General features: G+C 56.2%; 15 protein-coding genes and 4 tRNA genes. 7 read left to right on the top strand and 12 right to left on the bottom strand.

Annotated features, from left to right (window positions below; translation table 11 throughout):
* Positions 1-37: 37 nt before the first annotated feature.
* From N7D90_RS05930 to N7D90_RS05915, 4 genes are all read right to left on the bottom strand, one after another.
* Positions 38-114 (bottom strand) — tRNA-Asp (locus N7D90_RS05930).
* A gap of 19 nt (positions 115-133) precedes the next feature.
* A tRNA-Val gene (locus N7D90_RS05925) sits at positions 134-209 on the bottom strand.
* A gap of 218 nt (positions 210-427) precedes the next feature.
* Positions 428-504: transfer RNA gene (locus N7D90_RS05920), tRNA-Asp, on the bottom strand.
* A gap of 19 nt (positions 505-523) precedes the next feature.
* Positions 524-599 (bottom strand) — tRNA-Val (locus N7D90_RS05915).
* 160 nt (positions 600-759) lie between these two features.
* Here N7D90_RS05915 and rdgC point away from each other — a divergent pair.
* The 3 genes from rdgC (at position 760) to sugE (ending at position 3,238) form a co-directional block, all read left to right on the top strand.
* Positions 760-1,680, top strand: coding sequence for a recombination-associated protein RdgC (rdgC, locus tag N7D90_RS05910; RefSeq protein ID WP_261741296.1), 921 nt, complete (start codon positions 760-762; stop codon positions 1,678-1,680).
* Between the two features lie 159 nt (positions 1,681-1,839).
* Positions 1,840-2,805 (top strand): bile acid:sodium symporter family protein, encoded by a 966-nt coding sequence (locus N7D90_RS05905; protein WP_261741295.1) that lies wholly within the window; start codon positions 1,840-1,842, stop codon positions 2,803-2,805.
* A 118-nt stretch (positions 2,806-2,923) separates the two neighbouring features.
* Positions 2,924-3,238, top strand: coding sequence for a quaternary ammonium compound efflux SMR transporter SugE (sugE, locus tag N7D90_RS05900; RefSeq protein WP_261741294.1), 315 nt, complete (start codon positions 2,924-2,926; stop codon positions 3,236-3,238).
* Positions 3,239-3,335: 97 nt separating this feature from the next.
* Here the strand turns inward: sugE and N7D90_RS05895 are convergent, their stop codons facing one another.
* Both N7D90_RS05895 and N7D90_RS05890 read right to left on the bottom strand, forming a co-directional pair.
* Complete coding sequence (locus N7D90_RS05895; RefSeq protein ID WP_261742389.1) at positions 3,336-5,210, bottom strand: MFS transporter; 1,875 nt, start codon at positions 5,208-5,210, stop codon at positions 3,336-3,338.
* 135 nt (positions 5,211-5,345) lie between these two features.
* Positions 5,346-6,497, bottom strand: a complete 1,152-nt coding sequence (locus tag N7D90_RS05890) for a TDT family transporter (protein WP_261741293.1) — start codon at positions 6,495-6,497, stop codon at positions 5,346-5,348.
* Between the two features lie 240 nt (positions 6,498-6,737).
* On the opposite strand from N7D90_RS05890, the gene N7D90_RS05885 reads away from it, so the two are divergent.
* Positions 6,738-10,208, top strand: coding sequence for a PAS domain-containing hybrid sensor histidine kinase/response regulator (locus N7D90_RS05885; RefSeq protein ID WP_261741292.1), 3,471 nt, complete (start codon positions 6,738-6,740; stop codon positions 10,206-10,208).
* A gap of 115 nt (positions 10,209-10,323) precedes the next feature.
* On the opposite strand, the gene rmuC is transcribed toward N7D90_RS05885, so the two are convergent.
* The gene (gene rmuC / locus N7D90_RS05880) at positions 10,324-11,688 is read right to left on the bottom strand and encodes a DNA recombination protein RmuC (protein ID WP_261742388.1); all 1,365 of its coding nucleotides are present in this window, start codon (positions 11,686-11,688) and stop codon (positions 10,324-10,326) included.
* Between the two features lie 172 nt (positions 11,689-11,860).
* Entirely contained in the window at positions 11,861-12,184 is a 324-nt protein-coding gene (locus tag N7D90_RS05875) for a sel1 repeat family protein (RefSeq protein ID WP_261741291.1), read from the bottom strand.
* A gap of 1,003 nt (positions 12,185-13,187) precedes the next feature.
* On the opposite strand from N7D90_RS05875, the gene N7D90_RS05870 reads away from it, so the two are divergent.
* The 3 genes from N7D90_RS05870 to N7D90_RS05860 all read left to right on the top strand — a co-directional run bounded on the left by N7D90_RS05870 (position 13,188) and on the right by N7D90_RS05860 (position 15,585).
* Positions 13,188-13,412, top strand: coding sequence for a hypothetical protein (locus N7D90_RS05870; RefSeq protein ID WP_003442709.1), 225 nt, complete (start codon positions 13,188-13,190; stop codon positions 13,410-13,412).
* A gap of 264 nt (positions 13,413-13,676) precedes the next feature.
* Positions 13,677-14,156: a hypothetical protein gene (locus N7D90_RS05865; RefSeq protein WP_261741290.1), complete on the top strand. Its 480-nt coding sequence runs from the start codon at positions 13,677-13,679 to the stop codon at positions 14,154-14,156.
* Between the two features lie 145 nt (positions 14,157-14,301).
* Positions 14,302-15,585, top strand: a complete 1,284-nt coding sequence (locus N7D90_RS05860; RefSeq protein ID WP_261741289.1) for an OmpP1/FadL family transporter — start codon at positions 14,302-14,304, stop codon at positions 15,583-15,585.
* Between the two features lie 85 nt (positions 15,586-15,670).
* Here N7D90_RS05860 and N7D90_RS05855 read toward each other — a convergent pair whose 3' ends face one another.
* From N7D90_RS05855 to N7D90_RS05840, 4 genes are read right to left on the bottom strand one after another with little or no spacing between them, the layout of a single operon-like run.
* Entirely contained in the window at positions 15,671-16,222 is a 552-nt protein-coding gene (locus tag N7D90_RS05855; protein ID WP_261741288.1) for a glutathione peroxidase, read from the bottom strand.
* 54 nt (positions 16,223-16,276) lie between these two features.
* Complete coding sequence (locus N7D90_RS05850; RefSeq protein WP_261742536.1) at positions 16,277-16,402, bottom strand: hypothetical protein; 126 nt, start codon at positions 16,400-16,402, stop codon at positions 16,277-16,279.
* Positions 16,399-17,607, bottom strand: coding sequence for an MFS transporter (locus N7D90_RS05845; RefSeq protein ID WP_405046624.1), 1,209 nt, complete (start codon positions 17,605-17,607; stop codon positions 16,399-16,401). The genes N7D90_RS05850 and N7D90_RS05845 overlap by 4 nt, the downstream gene beginning before the upstream one ends.
* 52 nt (positions 17,608-17,659) lie before the next feature.
* Complete coding sequence (locus N7D90_RS05840; protein ID WP_261741287.1) at positions 17,660-18,073, bottom strand: MarR family winged helix-turn-helix transcriptional regulator; 414 nt, start codon at positions 18,071-18,073, stop codon at positions 17,660-17,662.
* Positions 18,074-18,126: the final 53 nt, after the last annotated feature.

Raw genomic sequence — 18,126 nt, 5'->3', positions numbered from 1 at the left:
CGTATCACAAGCGTTCAAGGGGCTTGTGACTCTAATATGGCGCAGCGGACGGGACTCGAACCCGCGACCCCCGGCGTGACAGGCCGGTATTCTAACCGACTGAACTACCGCTGCGCGTAACACTGAAAGTAAGTGGTGGGTGATGACGGGATCGAACCGCCGACCCTCTGCTTGTAAGGCAGATGCTCTCCCAGCTGAGCTAATCACCCTTTACTTCACTCTCGTTGCGGGGCGCATTCTCTCACACTTTTCGTGTAAGTGGTTGTTTTTATTTAAGTTTTTTTCAAAACCCTTAAAAACAACCGTTTCCAACGCCCTGCATCTTTGATTTCGTAGCGAACTACAAAATCGAAGCCTTTCAGGAAAAACCTGCATTCAGCTGGTTTAACCTAACCACAAGCGTTCAAGGGGCTTGTGGTACAAAAAATGGCGCAGCGGACGGGACTCGAACCCGCGACCCCCGGCGTGACAGGCCGGTATTCTAACCGACTGAACTACCGCTGCGCGTAACACTGTGAGCGAATGGTGGGTGATGACGGGATCGAACCGCCGACCCTCTGCTTGTAAGGCAGATGCTCTCCCAGCTGAGCTAATCACCCTTTCACTCTCGGTGTGGCGCGCATTCTACGTAGCGACCTATAGTCTGGCAAGCACTTTTTAAAATAATTTTTCTAACGGTGACAAAGGCTTAGCGCAGGGTTGGCCTATTAAGCTGATCAAGCGAATAATGCGTCTTTGTATATAGGAGTGATTCACCCCATGTGGTTCAAAAACCTGCTTATCTATCGCCTGACCCAAGATCTGCCTTTTGATACACAGGTGCTGGAAACTGCACTGGCCACCAAACTGGCACGCCCGTGTTCAAGCCAGGAAGTAGCCACCTACGGTTTCGTTGCCCCGTTCGGCAAAGGCGAAGACGCGCCGCTGGTTCACGTCAGCCAGGACTTCCTGCTGATCGCCGCCCGCAAAGAAGAACGCATCCTGCCAAGCAGCGTTGTGCGTGATGCATTAAAGGAAAAGGTCGAAGAGATCGAAGCCGAACAGATGCGCAAGGTCTATAAGAAGGAGCGCGATCAGCTCAAGGATGAAATCATCCAGGCCTTCCTGCCACGCGCCTTCATTCGTCGCTCGGCGACCTTTGCCGCCATCGCGCCTAAACAGGGCTTGATTCTGGTCAATGCTTCCAGCCCGAAACGTGCCGAAGACTTGCTCTCCACCCTGCGTGAAGTGATCGGCTCGCTGCCGGTTCGCCCGCTCGCGGTCAAAATCGCGCCAAGCGCCGTCATGACCGAGTGGGTCAAAACCCAAAAAGCGGCAGACAACTTCTTCGTTCTCGACGAATGCGAGCTGCGCGACACCCACGAAGACGGCGGCATCATCCGTTGCAAGCGTCAGGACCTGACCAGTGACGAAATCCAGCTGCACTTGAGCACTGGCAAAGTGGTTACTCAACTGTCGTTGGCCTGGCAGGACAAACTGTCGTTCGTTCTGGACGACAAACTGGTGGTCAAACGCCTGAAGTTCGAAGACTTGCTGCAAGACCAGGCAGAACAGGACGGCGGTGACGACGACCTGGGCCAGCAGGACGCCAGCTTTACTCTGATGATGCTGACCTTCGGCGAATTCTTGCCACAGCTGTTTGAGGCACTGGGCGGCGAAGAGATTCCGCAGGGGATCTAAAAGCCCCATCCATGTAGCCGCTGCCGCAGGCTGCGGCAAGGGCCGCAGGACCTTCGCCTCCTATATAGAGAGCAGAGGATGCTGCGCAACCCGGCGCAGCCTGCGGCAGCGGCTACAGGTTCCATGCCAGGACTTACCATAATCATAAAAAGGAACACCATGCGCGCACTCGCTGCTTTAAGCCGCTTTGTCGGTAATACCTTTGCTTACTGGGTGCTGATCTTCGCCGTACTGGCGTTTCTTGAACCCGGCTGGTTCGTCGGCCTTAAAGGCTTCATCGTGCCGCTGCTGGGCTTGGTGATGTTCGGCATGGGACTGACCCTAAAACTCGAAGACTTCGCCGAAGTCGCTCGCCATCCCTGGCGCGTGGCATTGGGCGTGGTTGCTCATTTCGTGATCATGCCCGGCGTGGCCTGGTTACTCTGCCAAGTATTCCACCTGCCACCCGAAATCGCCGTTGGCGTGATTCTGGTCGGCTGCTGCCCAAGCGGCACCTCATCCAATGTCATGACCTGGCTGGCACGGGGCGACCTTGCGCTGTCTGTGGCGATTGCCGCCGTGACCACCCTCCTCGCCCCCTTGTTGACCCCGGCGCTGATCTGGCTGCTGGCTTCAGCCTGGCTGCCGGTTTCGTTCATGGAGCTGTTCTGGTCGATCCTGCAAGTAGTGCTGCTGCCGATTGTGCTCGGCGTACTGGCCCAGCGCCTGCTTGGTGCACGCGTGCGCTTTGCCGTCGACGTGCTGCCGTTGGTATCGGTGGTCAGCATCGTGATCATCGTCGCCGCAGTGGTCGCGGCCAGCCAGGCACAAATTGCCAAGTCCGGCTTGCTGATCATGGCCGTGGTGATGTTGCACAACAGCTTCGGCTATTTGCTCGGCTACTTTACAGGTCGCCTGTTCAAGCTGCCGCTGGCCCAACGCAAATCCTTGGCACTGGAAGTCGGCATGCAGAATTCAGGGCTGGGCGCGGCATTGGCCAGCGCACACTTCTCGCCTCTGGCAGCCGTACCCAGTGCGCTGTTCAGCGTGTGGCACAACATCTCGGGGGCGCTGCTGTCGACGTATTTCCGCCGTATGAGCGAGAAAGAAGATCGCATGGCGGCAGCAAAATCCGAACTAGAGTGAACACACAGGGTTGCCCTTTTAACGAATAATGTGCACTATACTGCGCATCACGAGGACGACCTCGTGACTCAGTTGAGCGATTATTCGGGGACGACCCCATCAATTGATGGATATATTTATGCCCTGGATCATCCTGTTTTTCGCTGGCCTGTTTGAAGTTGGCTGGGCCGTCGGCCTGAAATACACCGAAGGCTTCACCCGTCCGCTGCCAACAACTCTGACCATCGGCGCGATGGTTATTAGCCTGGGCTTACTGGGTCTGGCCATGAAAGATCTGCCGCTGGGCACTGCCTACGCAATCTGGACTGGTGTCGGCGCGGTGGGTACGGTAATCGCCGGGATCATCCTGTTTGGTGAATCGATGGCGCTGTTCCGACTGGCCAGCGTTGCACTGATCATTGCCGGCTTGGTTGGCCTTAAAATCAGCGCATAACACCAACAACTGTGGGAGCGAGCCTGCTCGCGATTGGATCGACGTAGTTAACAACTGATCCCATCGCGAGCTGGCTCGCTCCCACATTGCGTTTTATTTACCGATTAGAGCCGCGCAACGCCATCACCCGCTCACGCAATACCTTTTGCGTAGCATCCCCGGCCGCTATCGGCACACCCGCAACCAGCGTTACCCGCGACCATAGTCGATGAAAAAAGCCCTTGTTCGGGTCACGACTAAAGAAGCTGCCCCACAACCCTTGCAATGCCATCGGAATCACCGGCACCGGCGTGCGCTCCAGAATGCGCGTCACACCCGCCTTGAACTCATCGATCTGCCCATCCGTGGTGAGCTTGCCTTCAGGGAAGATGCACACCAACTCACCATCGTTCAGATACTTGGCAATCTGGTCGAACGCCCGTTCGTAGATCACCTCGTCTTCGCCGCGCCCGGCAATCGGAATAGTACCCGCCGTGCGGAAGATAAAATTGAGCACCGGCAGGTTGTAGATTTTGTAATACATCACAAAACGAATCGGACGACGCACCGCGCCGCCTATCAATAGCGCGTCAACAAACGATACGTGGTTACACACCAATAACGCCGCGCCTTCATCCGGGATCAGTTCCAGGTTCTTGTGCTGCACGCGGTACATGGAATGACTGAGCAGCCAGATCATAAAACGCATGCTGAACTCAGGGACGATTTTGAAGATGTAAGTGTTGACCGCGATATTCATCAACGACACCACGAGAAACAACTCGGGAATCGTCAGCTTGGCCACACTTAGCAGCAGGATGGTGATAAGCGCCGACACCACCATAAACAGCGCATTAAGAATGTTGTTGGCTGCAATGACCCGCGCCCGCTCGCTTGGCGCTGTGCGCGACTGAATCAGTGCGTACAGCGGCACAATATAGAAGCCGCCAAATACGCCAAGCCCGAGAATATCGAACAACACCCACCAGGCCTGACTGAATCCCAACACGCTCAGCCAGTCGTTGGGCTGGATGTTTTGCGGCATCGACCCCGAATGCCACCACAGCAGCAGGCCAAATACGGTCAGGCCAAACGAGCCAAATGGCACCAGGCCAATCTCGACCTTGCGCCCCGAGAGTTTCTCGCACAGCAGTGAGCCCAGCGCGATACCCACCGAGAACACGGTGAGAATCAGCGTCACCACGGTTTCGTCGCCATACAACCACTCTTTGGCGTACGCCGGGATCTGCGTCAGATAAATCGCACCGACAAACCAGAACCACGAGTTGCCCACCACAGAGCGCGACACGGCAGGCGTCTGATTCAACCCCATACGTAAAGTTGCCCAGGACTCGCTGAAAATATTCCAGTTCAGCCGCAGCTGCGGCGTGTCAGCCGGTGCGCCGGGAATGGCGCGGCTGGCCAGATAACCCAGTACTGCCACTGAGATGATCACTACCGAGACAATTACTGTGTAATTGCCGGACGAGAGCATGATTCCCGCACCAATGGTGCCCGCCAGAATCGAGAGAAAGGTGCCCATTTCTACAAGACCATTGCCCCCGACCAGTTCGTCCTGATGCAAAGTTTGCGGCAGGATCGAGTACTTCACCGGCCCGAACAGGGCGGAATGAGTACCCATGGCAAACAGCGCAACCAGCATCAACGCCAGGTGATCAAAGGCAAACCCTATGGCTGCGACGATCATGATTGCGATTTCGCCGAGCTTGATCAGACGAATCAGGCGGTCCTTGGGGTATTTTTCACCAAACTGCCCCGCCAGCGCCGAGAACAAAAAGAACGGCACAATAAACAGCAGCGCACAGAGGTTGACCCAAATCCCACGGTCACCCTCGATGTTCAACTTAAAAAGGATGGCCAGAATCAGCGACTGTTTGAACAGGTTGTCATTGAGAGCACCCAGGGACTGGGTCACGAAGAAAGGAAGGAAGCGGCGCTTGCTTAGCAAACTGAATTGCGAGGGGTGACTCATCATCCATGTACTCACGTTGCGCTGATGGGCTTTCTCTTTGGAGGGCCGTTGTAACACTCAGGACACAACCTTGCTCGGGTTCTGTGTGCGATCACGGCCTATTAGCCGATTTCACACAGACCCCGAGCACACGTCTTACTTCTTCAAACCTGCAATACACGGCGATACAAACAGCTCACCGCGATAAGCGCCTTGCACGGTACGGGTGCCAACCAGCAGCCACATCAGCACCAGCGCCGCCACCAGCACACAACCGGCCACATCAAAGAAGCTCAGGTGCAGCATGCTGCCCAGACGCAAGGTGGCCAATGAGTACACCCCCAGCGGAAAGGTAAAGCCCCACCAGCCGAGATTGAATGGAATGCCTGCGCGGAAGTAGCGAACCGTGATTAACACCGCCATCACAATCCACCACAGGCCAACCCCCCACAAAATGATCCCGGAGATCAGCCCCAGACCTTCGGCAATTTCACCGATCCGCGCCAGGCCATTGGCAGCGAAGATCGCCGGAGCATCGGCCCCCAGCAACAGCAGGCCCAAGGCACCGGTGCCGATAGGTCCAAGCGCCAGCCAGCTGGACGCGGCCATGCTCTCGTGGGGCAATTTATGCAGCGCCATGCGCAGGATTAAAATGGTCAGGATACTGAACGCCACCGGCACCGAAAACGCCCACATCACGTAGCTGGTAATCAACACATGGAACTGCGCGACGGTATCGCTCAGGTAGGGCGCCAATAGCCCGCCACTGGCCGCCGCGACTTCTGCTGCTACCACCGGCAACAGCCAGACTGCAGTCATCTGATCGATACTGTGATCCTGACGCGTGAACATCAGATAGGGAATAAGCACCCCGCAGCCCAACGCCATGGCCACATCAATCCACCACAGCACCTCGGCCACCTGCACCATGTCGCCCCCCCAACGCGGCACACCGAATACCAGAAAACCATTAATGATGGTCGCCAGGCCCATGGGGATGGTGCCAAAGAACATCGACACCGTGGAGTGCCCGAAAATCCGCCGTGCCTCATGGAAATACAGGACCCAGCGTGCGCCATACAACACGCTGAACAGAATGAACAAACCGATATTAAACAGCCACAACCCCTCGGCAAAGGTATGCAAGCCGGGGATATGCACCGGTAATTGAGCCAGCGCCAACGCCAAAACCCCCGTGCCCATGGTCGCGGCAAACCAGTTCGGGGTGAACTGGCGAATCACTTCACGCGGGTGCTGCAAATGGCTGAATGGCCGAAATCCGGCTTGGGTTTTGTTTGGGCAAGTCATGGGTTACTCCTGATCCTCATTTGAGGTGGGCTTAGAGTAGAACCAAATCGAATATCTATATAACGGGTAATATCTCTAACTGTTATCTATTACGCCTATATATGATCATTGCGCACCACTTCAAATCCTGCGACACCTGGCCACGCATCGACCATGGTCGACACTGACGCGCCCCGAACATCATGCGAGACTAGCCTGCTGCTGCGGGCTTGCAGCCGCCTTATACCTTCAGGAGTGTCCATGTCGTTGTCCAGCGGGCTGATCGCCGCCGTCGCCCTGGCCTATATGGCCATCATGTTCGCCATTGCCTTTTATGGTGACCGGCGCAGCAAACCGCTGCCGCCGCGGGTTCGCGCGTGGGTGTACAGCCTGTCCCTGGCGGTGTACTGCACCAGCTGGACGTTCTTCGGCGCCGTCGGTCAGGCTGCCGAACAATTATGGGCGTTTTTGCCGATTTACCTGGGGCCGGTACTGCTACTGGTATGCGCGCCGTGGGTGCTGCAAAAGATGGTGATGATCAGCAAGCAGGAAAACATCACTTCGATTGCCGACTTTATCGCCGCCCGCTACGGTAAATCGCAGTCACTGGCCATTGTGGTGGCGCTGATCTGCCTGGTTGGCGTGTTGCCTTATATTGCCCTGCAGCTCAAGGGCATTGTGCTCGGGGTTAACCTGCTGATCGGGGCAGGCGCAGACGCCACCGGTTCCCGGGTCGAGGACACGGCACTGATTGTGACGTTGATCCTGGCGCTGTTTACCATCCTGTTTGGTACACGCAACCTCGATGCCACCGAGCACCACCGGGGTATGGTACTGGCGATTGCCTTTGAATCCTTGGTCAAACTGTTCGCCTTTCTCGCTGTCGGCGCATTTGTGACCTATGGCCTGTACGACGGGTTCGACGATCTGTTCAGTCAGGCCATGCTCGCACCGCGACTTGAAGAGTATTGGAAAGAGACCGTCAATTGGCCTTCGATGGTGGTCCAGACCGGCGTCGCGATGATGGCCATTATCTGCCTGCCCCGTCAGTTCCACGTCACGGTGGTTGAAAACATCGAGCCGCAAGACCTGCAACTGGCCAAATGGGTGTTCCCGGCCTACCTGATCCTGGCGGGAATGTTCGTGGTGCCGATTGCACTGGCCGGGCAAATGCTGCTGCCCAGCTCGGTATTGCCCGACTCGTTTGTGATCAGCCTGCCGCTGGCGCAAGCTCACCCGGCATTGGCACTACTGGCGTTTATTGGCGGCGCGTCGGCGGCCACCGGCATGGTGATCGTGGCCAGTGTTGCGTTGTCGACCATGGTTTCCAACGACATGCTGCTGCCGTGGCTGCTGCGGCACAAAAACGCCGAGCGCCCGTTTGAAGTGTTTCGCCACTGGATGCTCTCGGTACGTCGCGTATCGATTGTGGTGATTCTGCTTCTGGCCTATGTCAGCTACCGCCTGCTGGGCTCCACCGCCAGCCTCGCCACCATCGGCCAGATCGCCTTCGCTGCCGTCACTCAACTGGCCCCGGCCATGCTCGGCGCCCTGTACTGGAAGCAGGCCAACCGCCGCGGGGTGTTTGCCGGGCTGGCGACAGGCACCTTTATCTGGTTTTACACCCTGGTACTGCCGATCATCGCTCACAGCTTTGGTTGGCACCTGAGCCACTTCCCGGGGTTGGCGTGGCTGCACAGCAATCCACTGGGGCTGTCGATCACCCCACTGACTCAAGGCGTGGTGCTGTCGCTAACTGGTAACTTCACCCTGTTTGCCTGGGTCTCGGTGCTGTCGCGCACCCGCGTGTCGGAGCATTGGCAGGCCGGGCGCTTCATCGGCCAGGAACTGAGCAGCCACCCCAGCGGTCGTTCCATGCTCTCGGTACAAGTCAACGATCTGCTGGCCCTCGCGGCACGTTTTGTCGGTGAAGAACGCGCTCACCAGAGCTTTATTCGCTTCGCCTACCGCCAGGGCAAAGGCTTTAACCCTAATCAGAACGCCAATGGCGAGTGGATTGCTCACACTGAACGGCTACTGGCCGGGGTACTCGGTGCTTCTTCTACCCGGGCAGTGGTAAAAGCGGCCATTGAAGGCCGGGAAATGCAATTAGAGGACGTAGTACGCATTGCGGATGAAGCCTCGGAAGTATTGCAGTTCAACCGCGCATTACTTCAGGGCGCGATTGAAAACATCACCCAAGGGATTAGCGTGGTCGACCAGTCACTCAAACTGGTGGCCTGGAATCGCCGCTATCTGGAACTGTTCAACTATCCCGACGGGCTGATCAGCGTAGGACGCCCGATTGCCGACATCATTCGTCACAATGCAGAACGCGGCCTGTGCGGCCCCGGCGAAGCCGAAGTGCATGTGGCCCGCCGACTGCACTGGATGCGCCAGGGCCGGGCGCACACCTCCGAACGCCTGTTCCCCAATGGTCGCGTGATCGAGCTGATTGGCAATCCCATGCCGGGCGGTGGTTTCGTCATGAGTTTCACCGACATTACTGCGTTCCGTGAGGCCGAACAGGCCCTGACGGAAGCCAACGAAGGGCTGGAGCAAAGAGTCGCCGAGCGTACGTTCGAACTGTCGCAGCTGAACCAGGCATTGACCGAAGCCAAAGGTGTGGCTGAAACAGCCAGCCAGTCGAAAACCCGTTTTTTGGCCGCGGTCAGTCACGACCTGATGCAGCCGATGAACGCGGCACGACTGTTCTCGGCCGCCCTCTCCCACCAGGAAGAAGGCTTGAGTGCGGAAGCCCAGAAACTGGTGCGGCATCTGGACAGTTCCTTGCGCTCCGCTGAAGACCTGATCAGCGACCTGCTGGATATTTCACGCCTGGAAAACGGCAAGATAACTCCCGACATCAAACCTTTCGCCATTAACGATCTGTTCGACACCTTGGGCAATGAATTCACCGCACAAGCACAGGAACAGGGACTGAACTTCAGGGTTCGCGGTAGCCGTGTGCGGGTTAACAGTGATATCAAATTACTGCGCCGAATCTTGCAGAACTTCCTGACCAATGCCTTTCGCTACGCCAAGGGCCCGGTTTTGCTGGGTGTACGTCGACGCGGCGGCGAATTGTGCCTTGAGGTCTGGGACCGCGGCCCAGGCATTCCGGAAGACAAACTGCAGGTCATTTTCGAAGAGTTCAAACGTCTCGATAGCCACCAGACCCGTGCCGAAAAAGGCCTGGGCCTGGGCCTGGCGATTGCCGACGGCTTGTGTCACGTACTCGGACATACCCTGCGGGTGCGTTCATGGCCCGGTTTTGGCAGCGTGTTCAGCGTCAGCGTGCCGATGGCCAAGAGCCAGGCCGCACCGCAACCAGTCGTTGCCGAACAGAACGGTCAACCCCTGACTGGCGCTCAGGTGCTGTGTGTCGATAACGAAGACAGCATCCTGATCGGCATGCAGAGCCTGCTGACACGCTGGGGCTGCCGTGTATGGACCGCCCGCAACCGTGAGGAGTGCGGGGTATTGCTCAATGAAGGCGTGCGCCCGCAACTGGTACTGGTTGACTACCACCTGGATGACGGCGAAGTCGGGACCGAATTGATGGGTTGGTTGCGTACACAGCTGGGCGAACCGGTGCCTGGCGTGGTGATCAGCGCCGATGGCCGACCGGAAATGATTGCCGAGGTGCACGCGGCCGGGCTGGAGTATCTGCCCAAGCCGGTCAAGCCTGCGGTTCTACGAGCGCTGCTGAGCAGGCATGTGCCGCTCTGAATTGAACGGGTGTAGCCGCTGCCGCAGGCTGCGACAAGGACCGCAGAGCCTTCGAAATTCCAGGGCTGCTACGTAACCCTTCGCAGCCTGCGGCAGCGGCTACAGAAGTTCGGTGTTATTCCGCTGGATGCGCCACACCATCAGCGTCGGTCATGGCCCGCTCCAGCAGATCAGCCGGCAAGCTTTTGCTGGCTCGGGCCCCCAGGAGCTTGAGCTGCTCGCTGCGACTGACCAGATTCCCCCGGCCTTCGGTGAGCTTGTTACGGGCTGAACTGTAGGCCTTATCCAACTGCTGCAGGCGGTTGCCGACTTCATCCAGATCCTGAATAAACAATACAAACTTGTCATACAGCCAACCCGCGCGCTCGGCAATTTCACGGGCATTCTGCCCCTGGCGCTCTTGCTTCCAAAGGCTGTCGATCACCCGCAACGTTGCAAGCAACGTGGTCGGGCTGACGATCACGATATGGCGATCAAACGCCTCTTGAAACAGATTCGGTTCAGCCTGCAACGCCGCCGAAAATGCCGCTTCAATCGGTACAAACAACAACACAAAGTCCAGACTGTGAAGCCCTTCCAGACGTTTGTAATCTTTGCCGGCAAGACCCTTTACATGATTGCGCAGCGACAACACATGTTGTTTGAGCGCAGCCTGCCCAATCACGTCGTCATCGGCACCTACATACTGTTGATACGCCGTCAGGCTGACCTTGGAATCGACTACTACCTGTTTGTCACCCGGCAACATGATCAGCACGTCCGGCTGAAAACGCTCGCCGTCTGGCCCCTTGAGGCTGACTTGGGTCTGGTATTCGCGGCCTTTCTCAAGCCCTGCGTGCTCCAGAACCCGCTCCAGAATCAACTCCCCCCAGTTGCCTTGGGTTTTCTGGCCTTTCAGGGCGCGGGTCAAGTTGGTCGCCTCATCACTCAGGCGCAGGTTCAGTTGCTGCAAACGCTCCAACTCTTTACCCAGCGAAAAACGCTCGCGCGATTCCTGCTGATAGCTCTCTTCGACACGCTTTTCAAATGACTGAATGCGCTCCTTGAGGGGGTCGAGCAACTGCCCAAGGCGTTCGTTACTGGTTTCGGCGAAACGCTGTTCACGCTCATCGAAAATCTTGCCCGCCAGTTCGGCAAATTGCGCCCGCAGTTCGTCACGCGAACCTTGCAGGTCATTGAGCCGCTGCTGATGACTGTCCTGCTGCTCGCGCAACTCGGCAGCCAATCCAGAGGCGTGGGCATCCAGGCGGCGTAGCTCAATTTCTTTCTGATTGCGCTCCAGGTTCCACGCATGGGCAGCATCGCGCCCATTGTCGCGCTCAACCTGCAACAACTCGACCTCACGGCGCAGCGCAGCCAGCTCTGCTTGCTTGACCGCATTGGCCTGCCCCAGATCACTGACTTCGTCGCGACAGGCATCCAGCTGGGCACTCAGGCCTTCCTGGGATAGCTGGGCTGTAGCAAGACGCTCACCGAGCAACGCAAGCTCAGCGTGATGACCACTGGCACGGCGCTGCAACTGCCAGATAAACGCCAACAACGGCACGCCTGCTACTGCCAGGCCAAGCAACAGACTGCTCAGATCCAGGGCCATAACCCCTCCACACGAGGTAAAAGAGCAAGGTTAACCAACAGTCAGCGCCGAAGACAGTTCAGTCTTCGGTCTTGTTCAATTCCTGCTGGGCAACACGGTCGCCGGCACGGGCTGCCAGGCGCAGCAATTCATGGCCGATACGTTGATCGCGGGCGCTGCCGCACTCACGGCACATCAACTGACCCAAACGGCTCTGCGCCAGCACCACACCTTGGCGCGCAGGTTGTTTGAGCAAATGACCTGCCACGTGCTTGACGCTAGGGTTAGCGCTCAGACGAGGGTTATCCAGCAGCCAGATAGCAACCCGCAAAGAAAAGCGCTTGGGAGCTTCAGTAGGTGTATTGGGGCGAGTAACAGAGGAAGTAGCTGTGCGGAACTTCATACGACACTGTAGGGCAGAACAGAAGGCGCGCCACTCTACTCCTTTTTTCGTTTGGGTAAAGTCGAAAAAAGTCTACACCCTTGATCTAGAGCAAGCGCTTGGGACAATCCACAGAACCTGTGGATAAGTCAGTGGACAACCCCGCTTTAAGCTCCGCAAACGCCCACCCTACGGGGGCTACGGTCAAACTGTCGATTTTTTCACCAATTAAAAAAAACGATGTTTTTCATTGACTTAAATTTACAGGACAGGCTAGGAAGACTTCAATACGGGTATCTGCGCTGATTTTGTCAGCAGCACTGCAAATGTGCACAAGTTCACATTCAGAGCAACAAAGCGGACCGTAACCGAGCATGAAACGCAGGTCTACGCACCGCTACGGCGCGTCATCAAGGGCGTTTGTCAGCGATCCCCCCCTGCTCGAGGTGCGCTGGCAAATTATCAAAAGTGGGCTAATACCGTAGATAAATACCCGCCGGACTTGGCGAGACCAGCAGGTTTTGCCAGCCTGAATAGAGGCTACAGAATGTATTTTTCGCTAGCACACTTGCGTTTAAAAATTCAACCAGTTAGTATCCGCAGCGTTAGTACCAAGCTGAAAGTCAATTCGGGCCGAACAAATCCCTGCAGCCACCTTGCGTAAAGCAAAGAAGAAGCGCTGAAAAACGGGATCGACCCCCTAGATGGTTTCCAGGTAAACCTTGCGACGATACGGCCTTTGCACAAACGCACAGGGTATCGCGAAGTTCTTTTACTCTGACCGAACCAACCTGCAAATTGATCAGGATCTTCACCCGGAGCACGGAACCTTAGCTCCTGTTGTGACTGCCTGCCCTCCTAAGTACCTACCTGCCAGCCCAAGCGCCACATACTTAATGCGCTACAACTGGCGGCTTTGTTCCAGTCAGGTTCTTCGTCCAGCCAAAGAATGGCTCGACGTCACTGGAACGTTTTAACGCAGCACGGTTCTAAACCGTGTCATTTGTAGGAACACCTAATAACTATGTCTACTCAAATCCATACTCAGGATGCCATTCGCACCCTAACCAACGCCTTTGCTCCAATGAACTGCCTGATTATGGCCGCTCGCAAAGGATGCTTCAGTTTTACTCTGGTCAACGAACACGGCATCGCTCGTCACAGCGAACGCCTGTACCCCGATCAATACTCCAGCGCAGCACCTCTGCAAGCTGTGATCGAGCGTACTCGCCAGGCCCTGATAGCCTGAAAGCCTGAGCGCTACACAACAAGCCCTGCCTGATCAGCAGGGCTTTTTGTTGCCTGCAATTTAAGAAACATTCGGCATTGCTTAAGTCCTTGCGGATATATAACCAACAGCTCGAAGCCTGAAATGATTTAAAAACAGACCGTTACAGCAAAGATATGACACTACACTTCAACTCGAGCGGCACAACCCGCTTCCGGCGAACCCTCTCGATTCATGCTGCCAAGCTCTGGGTATCGCTGGTCATTTTCAGGCCCCGAGGACTTTATGGGTATCGCAGCCAGGGAGTTGAGCCTTTACGTAATTCGGCCAACGCTTTTGTATCTGGGCCAAAACAACCCGGATGCAGAAGCTCTGTTGTTGGGTATTGCGGCCAGCCAATCAAGCTTGGGCTCGGCCCTGCATGACCGACGAGGTCACGGCCTCTATTGCATACGCGAACCTCGGCATGCCGCCTTGTGGGAGGAATACCTTGCCCATGACCCAGACCTGGCGAGCCTGGTTCGCGGCCTAGCCAGCCAGCACGCATTCTTGCGCAGCCCTCACTTGGAACTCACGGTTAATTTACGTTATGCCACCGCCATTGCCTGGCTTCTTATCGAACAACAGAAAATAGCTATTCCTGCCGCTGACGACCTGCTCGGGATGGCAAGAATCTGGCGTCAAGCCTTTGAACCACATGGGCGTTTACGCGATTTCGCACAGGCTTGGCGCACCTGTGTTTCTCCTTTCAACCTTGTGACTTGAGATTTCTATAATCCTGAAATTCTGCAAATAACCTCAAACCGGTCGGATTGTCCTACAAAACATCGCTATCGTCTGCGATTTAGCCTATAGCGCTTCTACAAAAATGTTGGTAGTTTTCCTCCGGTGATCATAAGGAGTTCTAATAATGAAAAAAGTAATGCTCAAGACCACACTTGGCCTCGCTGTCACTTTGGCTTCCAGCCAGATTTTCGCCAGCGGCTTCGCACTTAACGAACAAAGCGTAAGCGGTATGGGGACCGGTTTCGCAGGTCGCTCATCTTCTGCCGATGATGCCAGCACCGTTTTTGGTAACCCTGCCGGTATGTCCCGCCTGAGCGGCCAACAAGTGACTGGCGGTATCGCCGTCATCGACGCTTCGACCGATATCAAGGATGGCCAAGGCAAATACCCTGGCACCAATAAAGGTGACATGGTGCCGTTCACCGGCGTTCCTATGGGCTTCTATACCAACAAGTTGAATGACCAGTGGGCTGTAGGCTTTGGTGTTTACGCACCTTTCGGCCTGGTTACCGACTATGAAGGCGGCTTCCAGGGTCGTGCCTTCGGCAAGAAAAGCGAAGTAAAGGTTGTCACCCTGCAACCTACCGTCAGCTATGCATTCAACGACAGGGTATCGGTGGGCTTCGGTCCGACCATCAACCGTATCAGCGGTACGCTGGAGTCCGACCTGACCGTGCTTAACCCCGCGTTCGGCGACACCAATGTAAAAGTCAAAGGCACCGATACTGCCCTGGGCTTCAACATCGGCGTTCTGGTGCAAGCAACAGACACCACCCGCATTGGTCTTACCTATCACTCCAAGGTCAGCTACAAGCTTGAAGGCCATACCAATGTGACGGCTGGGGCCAATACCCCTGCGGCATTGATGAAAAGCAATCGTTATGACGCGTCGCTATCTATCGATACTCCCGAGTCCTACGACCTGTCCGTCACTCAAGACCTGTCCGATGCCTGGAAACTCTATGCTGGCTCCACCTGGACCCGCTGGAGTCGCCTGAAAGACATCACCATTAACAACGACGGTGTTAGCCCCGGTGCTTCGGGTGCAGTCGGTTCGCAACTGTTCGGCTCCATTAAGGAAGAACAGAACTGGCATGATACCTGGGCATACGCCATTGGTACTTCCTACCAGTTGAACAAGCAGTGGGTAGTTCGTACCGGTCTGACCTGGGATCAGTCGCCAACCAACAACACCAACCGTTCGCCACGTATTCCTACCGGTGACCGTACAATCTTCAGCCTAGGTGCCGGTTATGCCGTCAACGAAAACCTGACTATTGATGCGGCTTACTCCTACCTGAAGGAAGAGTCGGTCAAGGTTCACGACCAGAACGCGCTTAACGAATACAGCGCCAAATATGAAAACAGCGCTAACGGTTTTGCTGTAGGTGCAACCTACAAGTTCTGATTCGCCGCGAGGCTAACCCCTCGCCCACCGAATCAAAAAAATCCCCGCTCTCGTTACCGAGGCGGGGATTTTTAATGGCTGCGACTCAAGGTTTTGAAGCAATGGCCTTGTCGATAGCCTCGATCAATTCCGGACTATCAGGCTTGGTCAGACTGGAGAAGCTGGCAATCACATTGCCCTGGCGATCAACCACGTATTTATAGAAGTTCCACTTCGGAGCGCTGCTCTGCTCAGCCAGCACCTTGAACATGTGCGCCGCGTCAGGCCCGCGTACATGCTGCGGATCGATCATGGTGAAGGTAACGCCATAGTTGACGTAACAAACCTTGGCCGTCTCCTCGCCGTCCTTGGCCTCTTGCTTGAAGTCATCCGACGGCACACCAATCAGCTCCAGCCCTTGCCCCTTGTAGCGCTGATTAAGCGCTTCAAGCCCCTTGAACTGCGGGGCAAAGCCGCAAAAACTCGCCGTATTGACGATCAACAGCGGCTTACCAGCAAAACGCTGGCACAGATCGATCGATTCCTTGGCCCGCAATTTGGGCAATGAGCCCTCCAGCAAAGGCGGGCATTCTGCCGCCCACACCGAACCGGCGCAGGCCAACAGCAGTACAGGCATCGCAATCCAGCGCTTGAGCATCATCGGTGTCCTTAAAAAAGTGGCAGGCTCAGAACTTACTCACCCGCTGCTGCACTAGCAAGCACCCATACCCAACTGCATCAAGGCTAACCCACCCTGATGCCAGCCCCACCAGATCAGAGCCAGCAGCAACGCACCGGTACTGACTGCACCTAACCAGATCAAGGTTGATGAATTCACCCCATACTCCCCTGCGCCTGCAAGCGGGCTACCGGACGCTCACGCACCGGCCAGTTCAGCGCGGCCGCCAACAGGCTCAACAAAATCGACACTTGCCAGATTAGAGCGTAACTACCGGTCTGATCATAGACCACGCCACCCAGCCAGCCGCCCAGGAATGCTCCCAGCTGATGGAAGAGGAATACGATGCCGCCCAGCATCGACAGGTTACGCACGCCAAACATGGTGGCCACCGTGCCATTGGTCAGCGGCACCGTCGACAGCCACAAAAAGCCCATGACCATGCCAAACAGGTACGCACTGAATTGCGTCACAGGTGCCCACAAAAACAATACGATCACTACGGCCCGCGCCAGATACAACGCCGTCAACAAGCGCGGCTTGGACATGCGCCCACCTAGCCAACCGGCGGTGTAAGTCCCAAAAATATTGAACAGGCCAATCAGTGCCAGCACGGTGGTGCCCACCGTTGCGGGCAAGTGCTGGTCCACCAGATAAGCCGGCAGGTGGATACCGATAAAGACCACCTGAAAGCCGCAAACAAAAAAGCCAAAGGCCAATAGCCAGAAGCCTGAGTGCGAACACGCCTCACGCAGTGCCTCTTTAAGGGTTTGCTCGCCGCCAAGATTGGGTAACGGACGATCCTTGAGCATGCTGACCAGCGGCACAATCAGCGCCACCAGCACACCCAACACCAGCAGCGCCGTCGACCAACCGAGCCAGCCAATCAAACCAAGAGTGCCGGGCAGCATGGCAAATTGACCAAATGAGCCCGCAGCGCTGGCGATCCCCATGCCCATGCTGCGTTTTTCAGCAGGTAATGCGCGACCGACCACGCCCAGGATCACCGAAAACGAGGTGCCGGACAGACCGATCCCGATCAACAGCCCCGCGCTCAAGGACAGCGACAACGGTGAATCCGACAACCCCATAAACAGCAGACCCACGGCATACAGCACACCGCCGACGATCACTACCTTGGCGGCACCAAAGCGGTCTGCCAGTGCCCCAGTGAAAGGCTGAGCCAGTCCCCAGATCAAGTTCTGCAAGGCGATAGCAAATGCAAAAACCTCACGCCCCCAGCCAAACTGCGCACTCATGGGCGGTAGAAACAGCCCGAATCCATGCCTTACACCTAACGACAACGCCAAAATAAGTGCGCTGCCAAGAAGGACCCAACCGCTGTTACGCCACACCGATGTCATTGTTGTTCTCCGGGAGCGGGTATATACCCATTTATAATCGAGCTACTGGCTTTTAGTCAGTACCTGCCAACTCATCCAATAGCTGTAACAGTTGTGCACGCTTGGTTTCACCCAAACGGTCCATCAAGCGCTGTTGTGCCGCTTCCCAGGCAGGCAAGGCGGCCTTCAAGCACTGATCGCCCGCCTCAGTCAGGCATACCAGCCGGTTACGCTGGTCAGCGCCCTCAGTCATCTTCAGCAGGCCTGCACCCTCAAGCACTCGCACGTTACGCCCCAACGTACTGCGATCCAGCCCCATGGCTTCTGCCAGGCTGGAGATGCTCGGTTGATCAAGACGCTTGAGATTACACAGCAAAGAATACTGGGCAACGTTGATCCCGAAGCCATCGAGAGCGCCGTCGTAATGCCTGCTCACGCCACGTGCCGCACGCCGCAGATTGGTACATAAACACTGGGTTGGTAACATTTTGTATGTATATACCCGCAATAAAATAGAATCAAGATTTAATACAGAACTTA

The sequence above is a fragment of the Pseudomonas fragi genome (genome assembly GCF_025426255.1).
In the GTDB taxonomy this organism is placed as follows: domain Bacteria; phylum Pseudomonadota; class Gammaproteobacteria; order Pseudomonadales; family Pseudomonadaceae; genus Aquipseudomonas; species Aquipseudomonas kulmbachensis.
Note: the sequence above shows the minus strand (reverse complement) of the source record. Positions and strands in the feature narration are given on the sequence as shown.

Coding starts and splice junctions, on each gene's coding strand:
- rdgC (WP_261741296.1), top strand. CDS start 760: ATGTGGTTCAAAAACCTGCTTATCTATCGCCTGACCCAAGATCTGCCT.
- N7D90_RS05905 (WP_261741295.1), top strand. CDS start 1,840: ATGCGCGCACTCGCTGCTTTAAGCCGCTTTGTCGGTAATACCTTTGCT.
- sugE (WP_261741294.1), top strand. CDS start 2,924: ATGCCCTGGATCATCCTGTTTTTCGCTGGCCTGTTTGAAGTTGGCTGG.
- N7D90_RS05895 (WP_261742389.1), bottom strand. CDS start 5,210: ATGAGTCACCCCTCGCAATTCAGTTTGCTAAGCAAGCGCCGCTTCCTT.
- N7D90_RS05890 (WP_261741293.1), bottom strand. CDS start 6,497: ATGACTTGCCCAAACAAAACCCAAGCCGGATTTCGGCCATTCAGCCAT.
- N7D90_RS05885 (WP_261741292.1), top strand. CDS start 6,738: ATGTCGTTGTCCAGCGGGCTGATCGCCGCCGTCGCCCTGGCCTATATG.
- N7D90_RS05875 (WP_261741291.1), bottom strand. CDS start 12,184: ATGAAGTTCCGCACAGCTACTTCCTCTGTTACTCGCCCCAATACACCT.
- N7D90_RS05870 (WP_003442709.1), top strand. CDS start 13,188: ATGTCTACTCAAATCCATACTCAGGATGCCATTCGCACCCTAACCAAC.
- N7D90_RS05865 (WP_261741290.1), top strand. CDS start 13,677: ATGGGTATCGCAGCCAGGGAGTTGAGCCTTTACGTAATTCGGCCAACG.
- N7D90_RS05860 (WP_261741289.1), top strand. CDS start 14,302: ATGAAAAAAGTAATGCTCAAGACCACACTTGGCCTCGCTGTCACTTTG.
- N7D90_RS05855 (WP_261741288.1), bottom strand. CDS start 16,222: ATGCTCAAGCGCTGGATTGCGATGCCTGTACTGCTGTTGGCCTGCGCC.
- N7D90_RS05845 (WP_405046624.1), bottom strand. CDS start 17,607: ATGACATCGGTGTGGCGTAACAGCGGTTGGGTCCTTCTTGGCAGCGCA.
- N7D90_RS05840 (WP_261741287.1), bottom strand. CDS start 18,073: ATGTTACCAACCCAGTGTTTATGTACCAATCTGCGGCGTGCGGCACGT.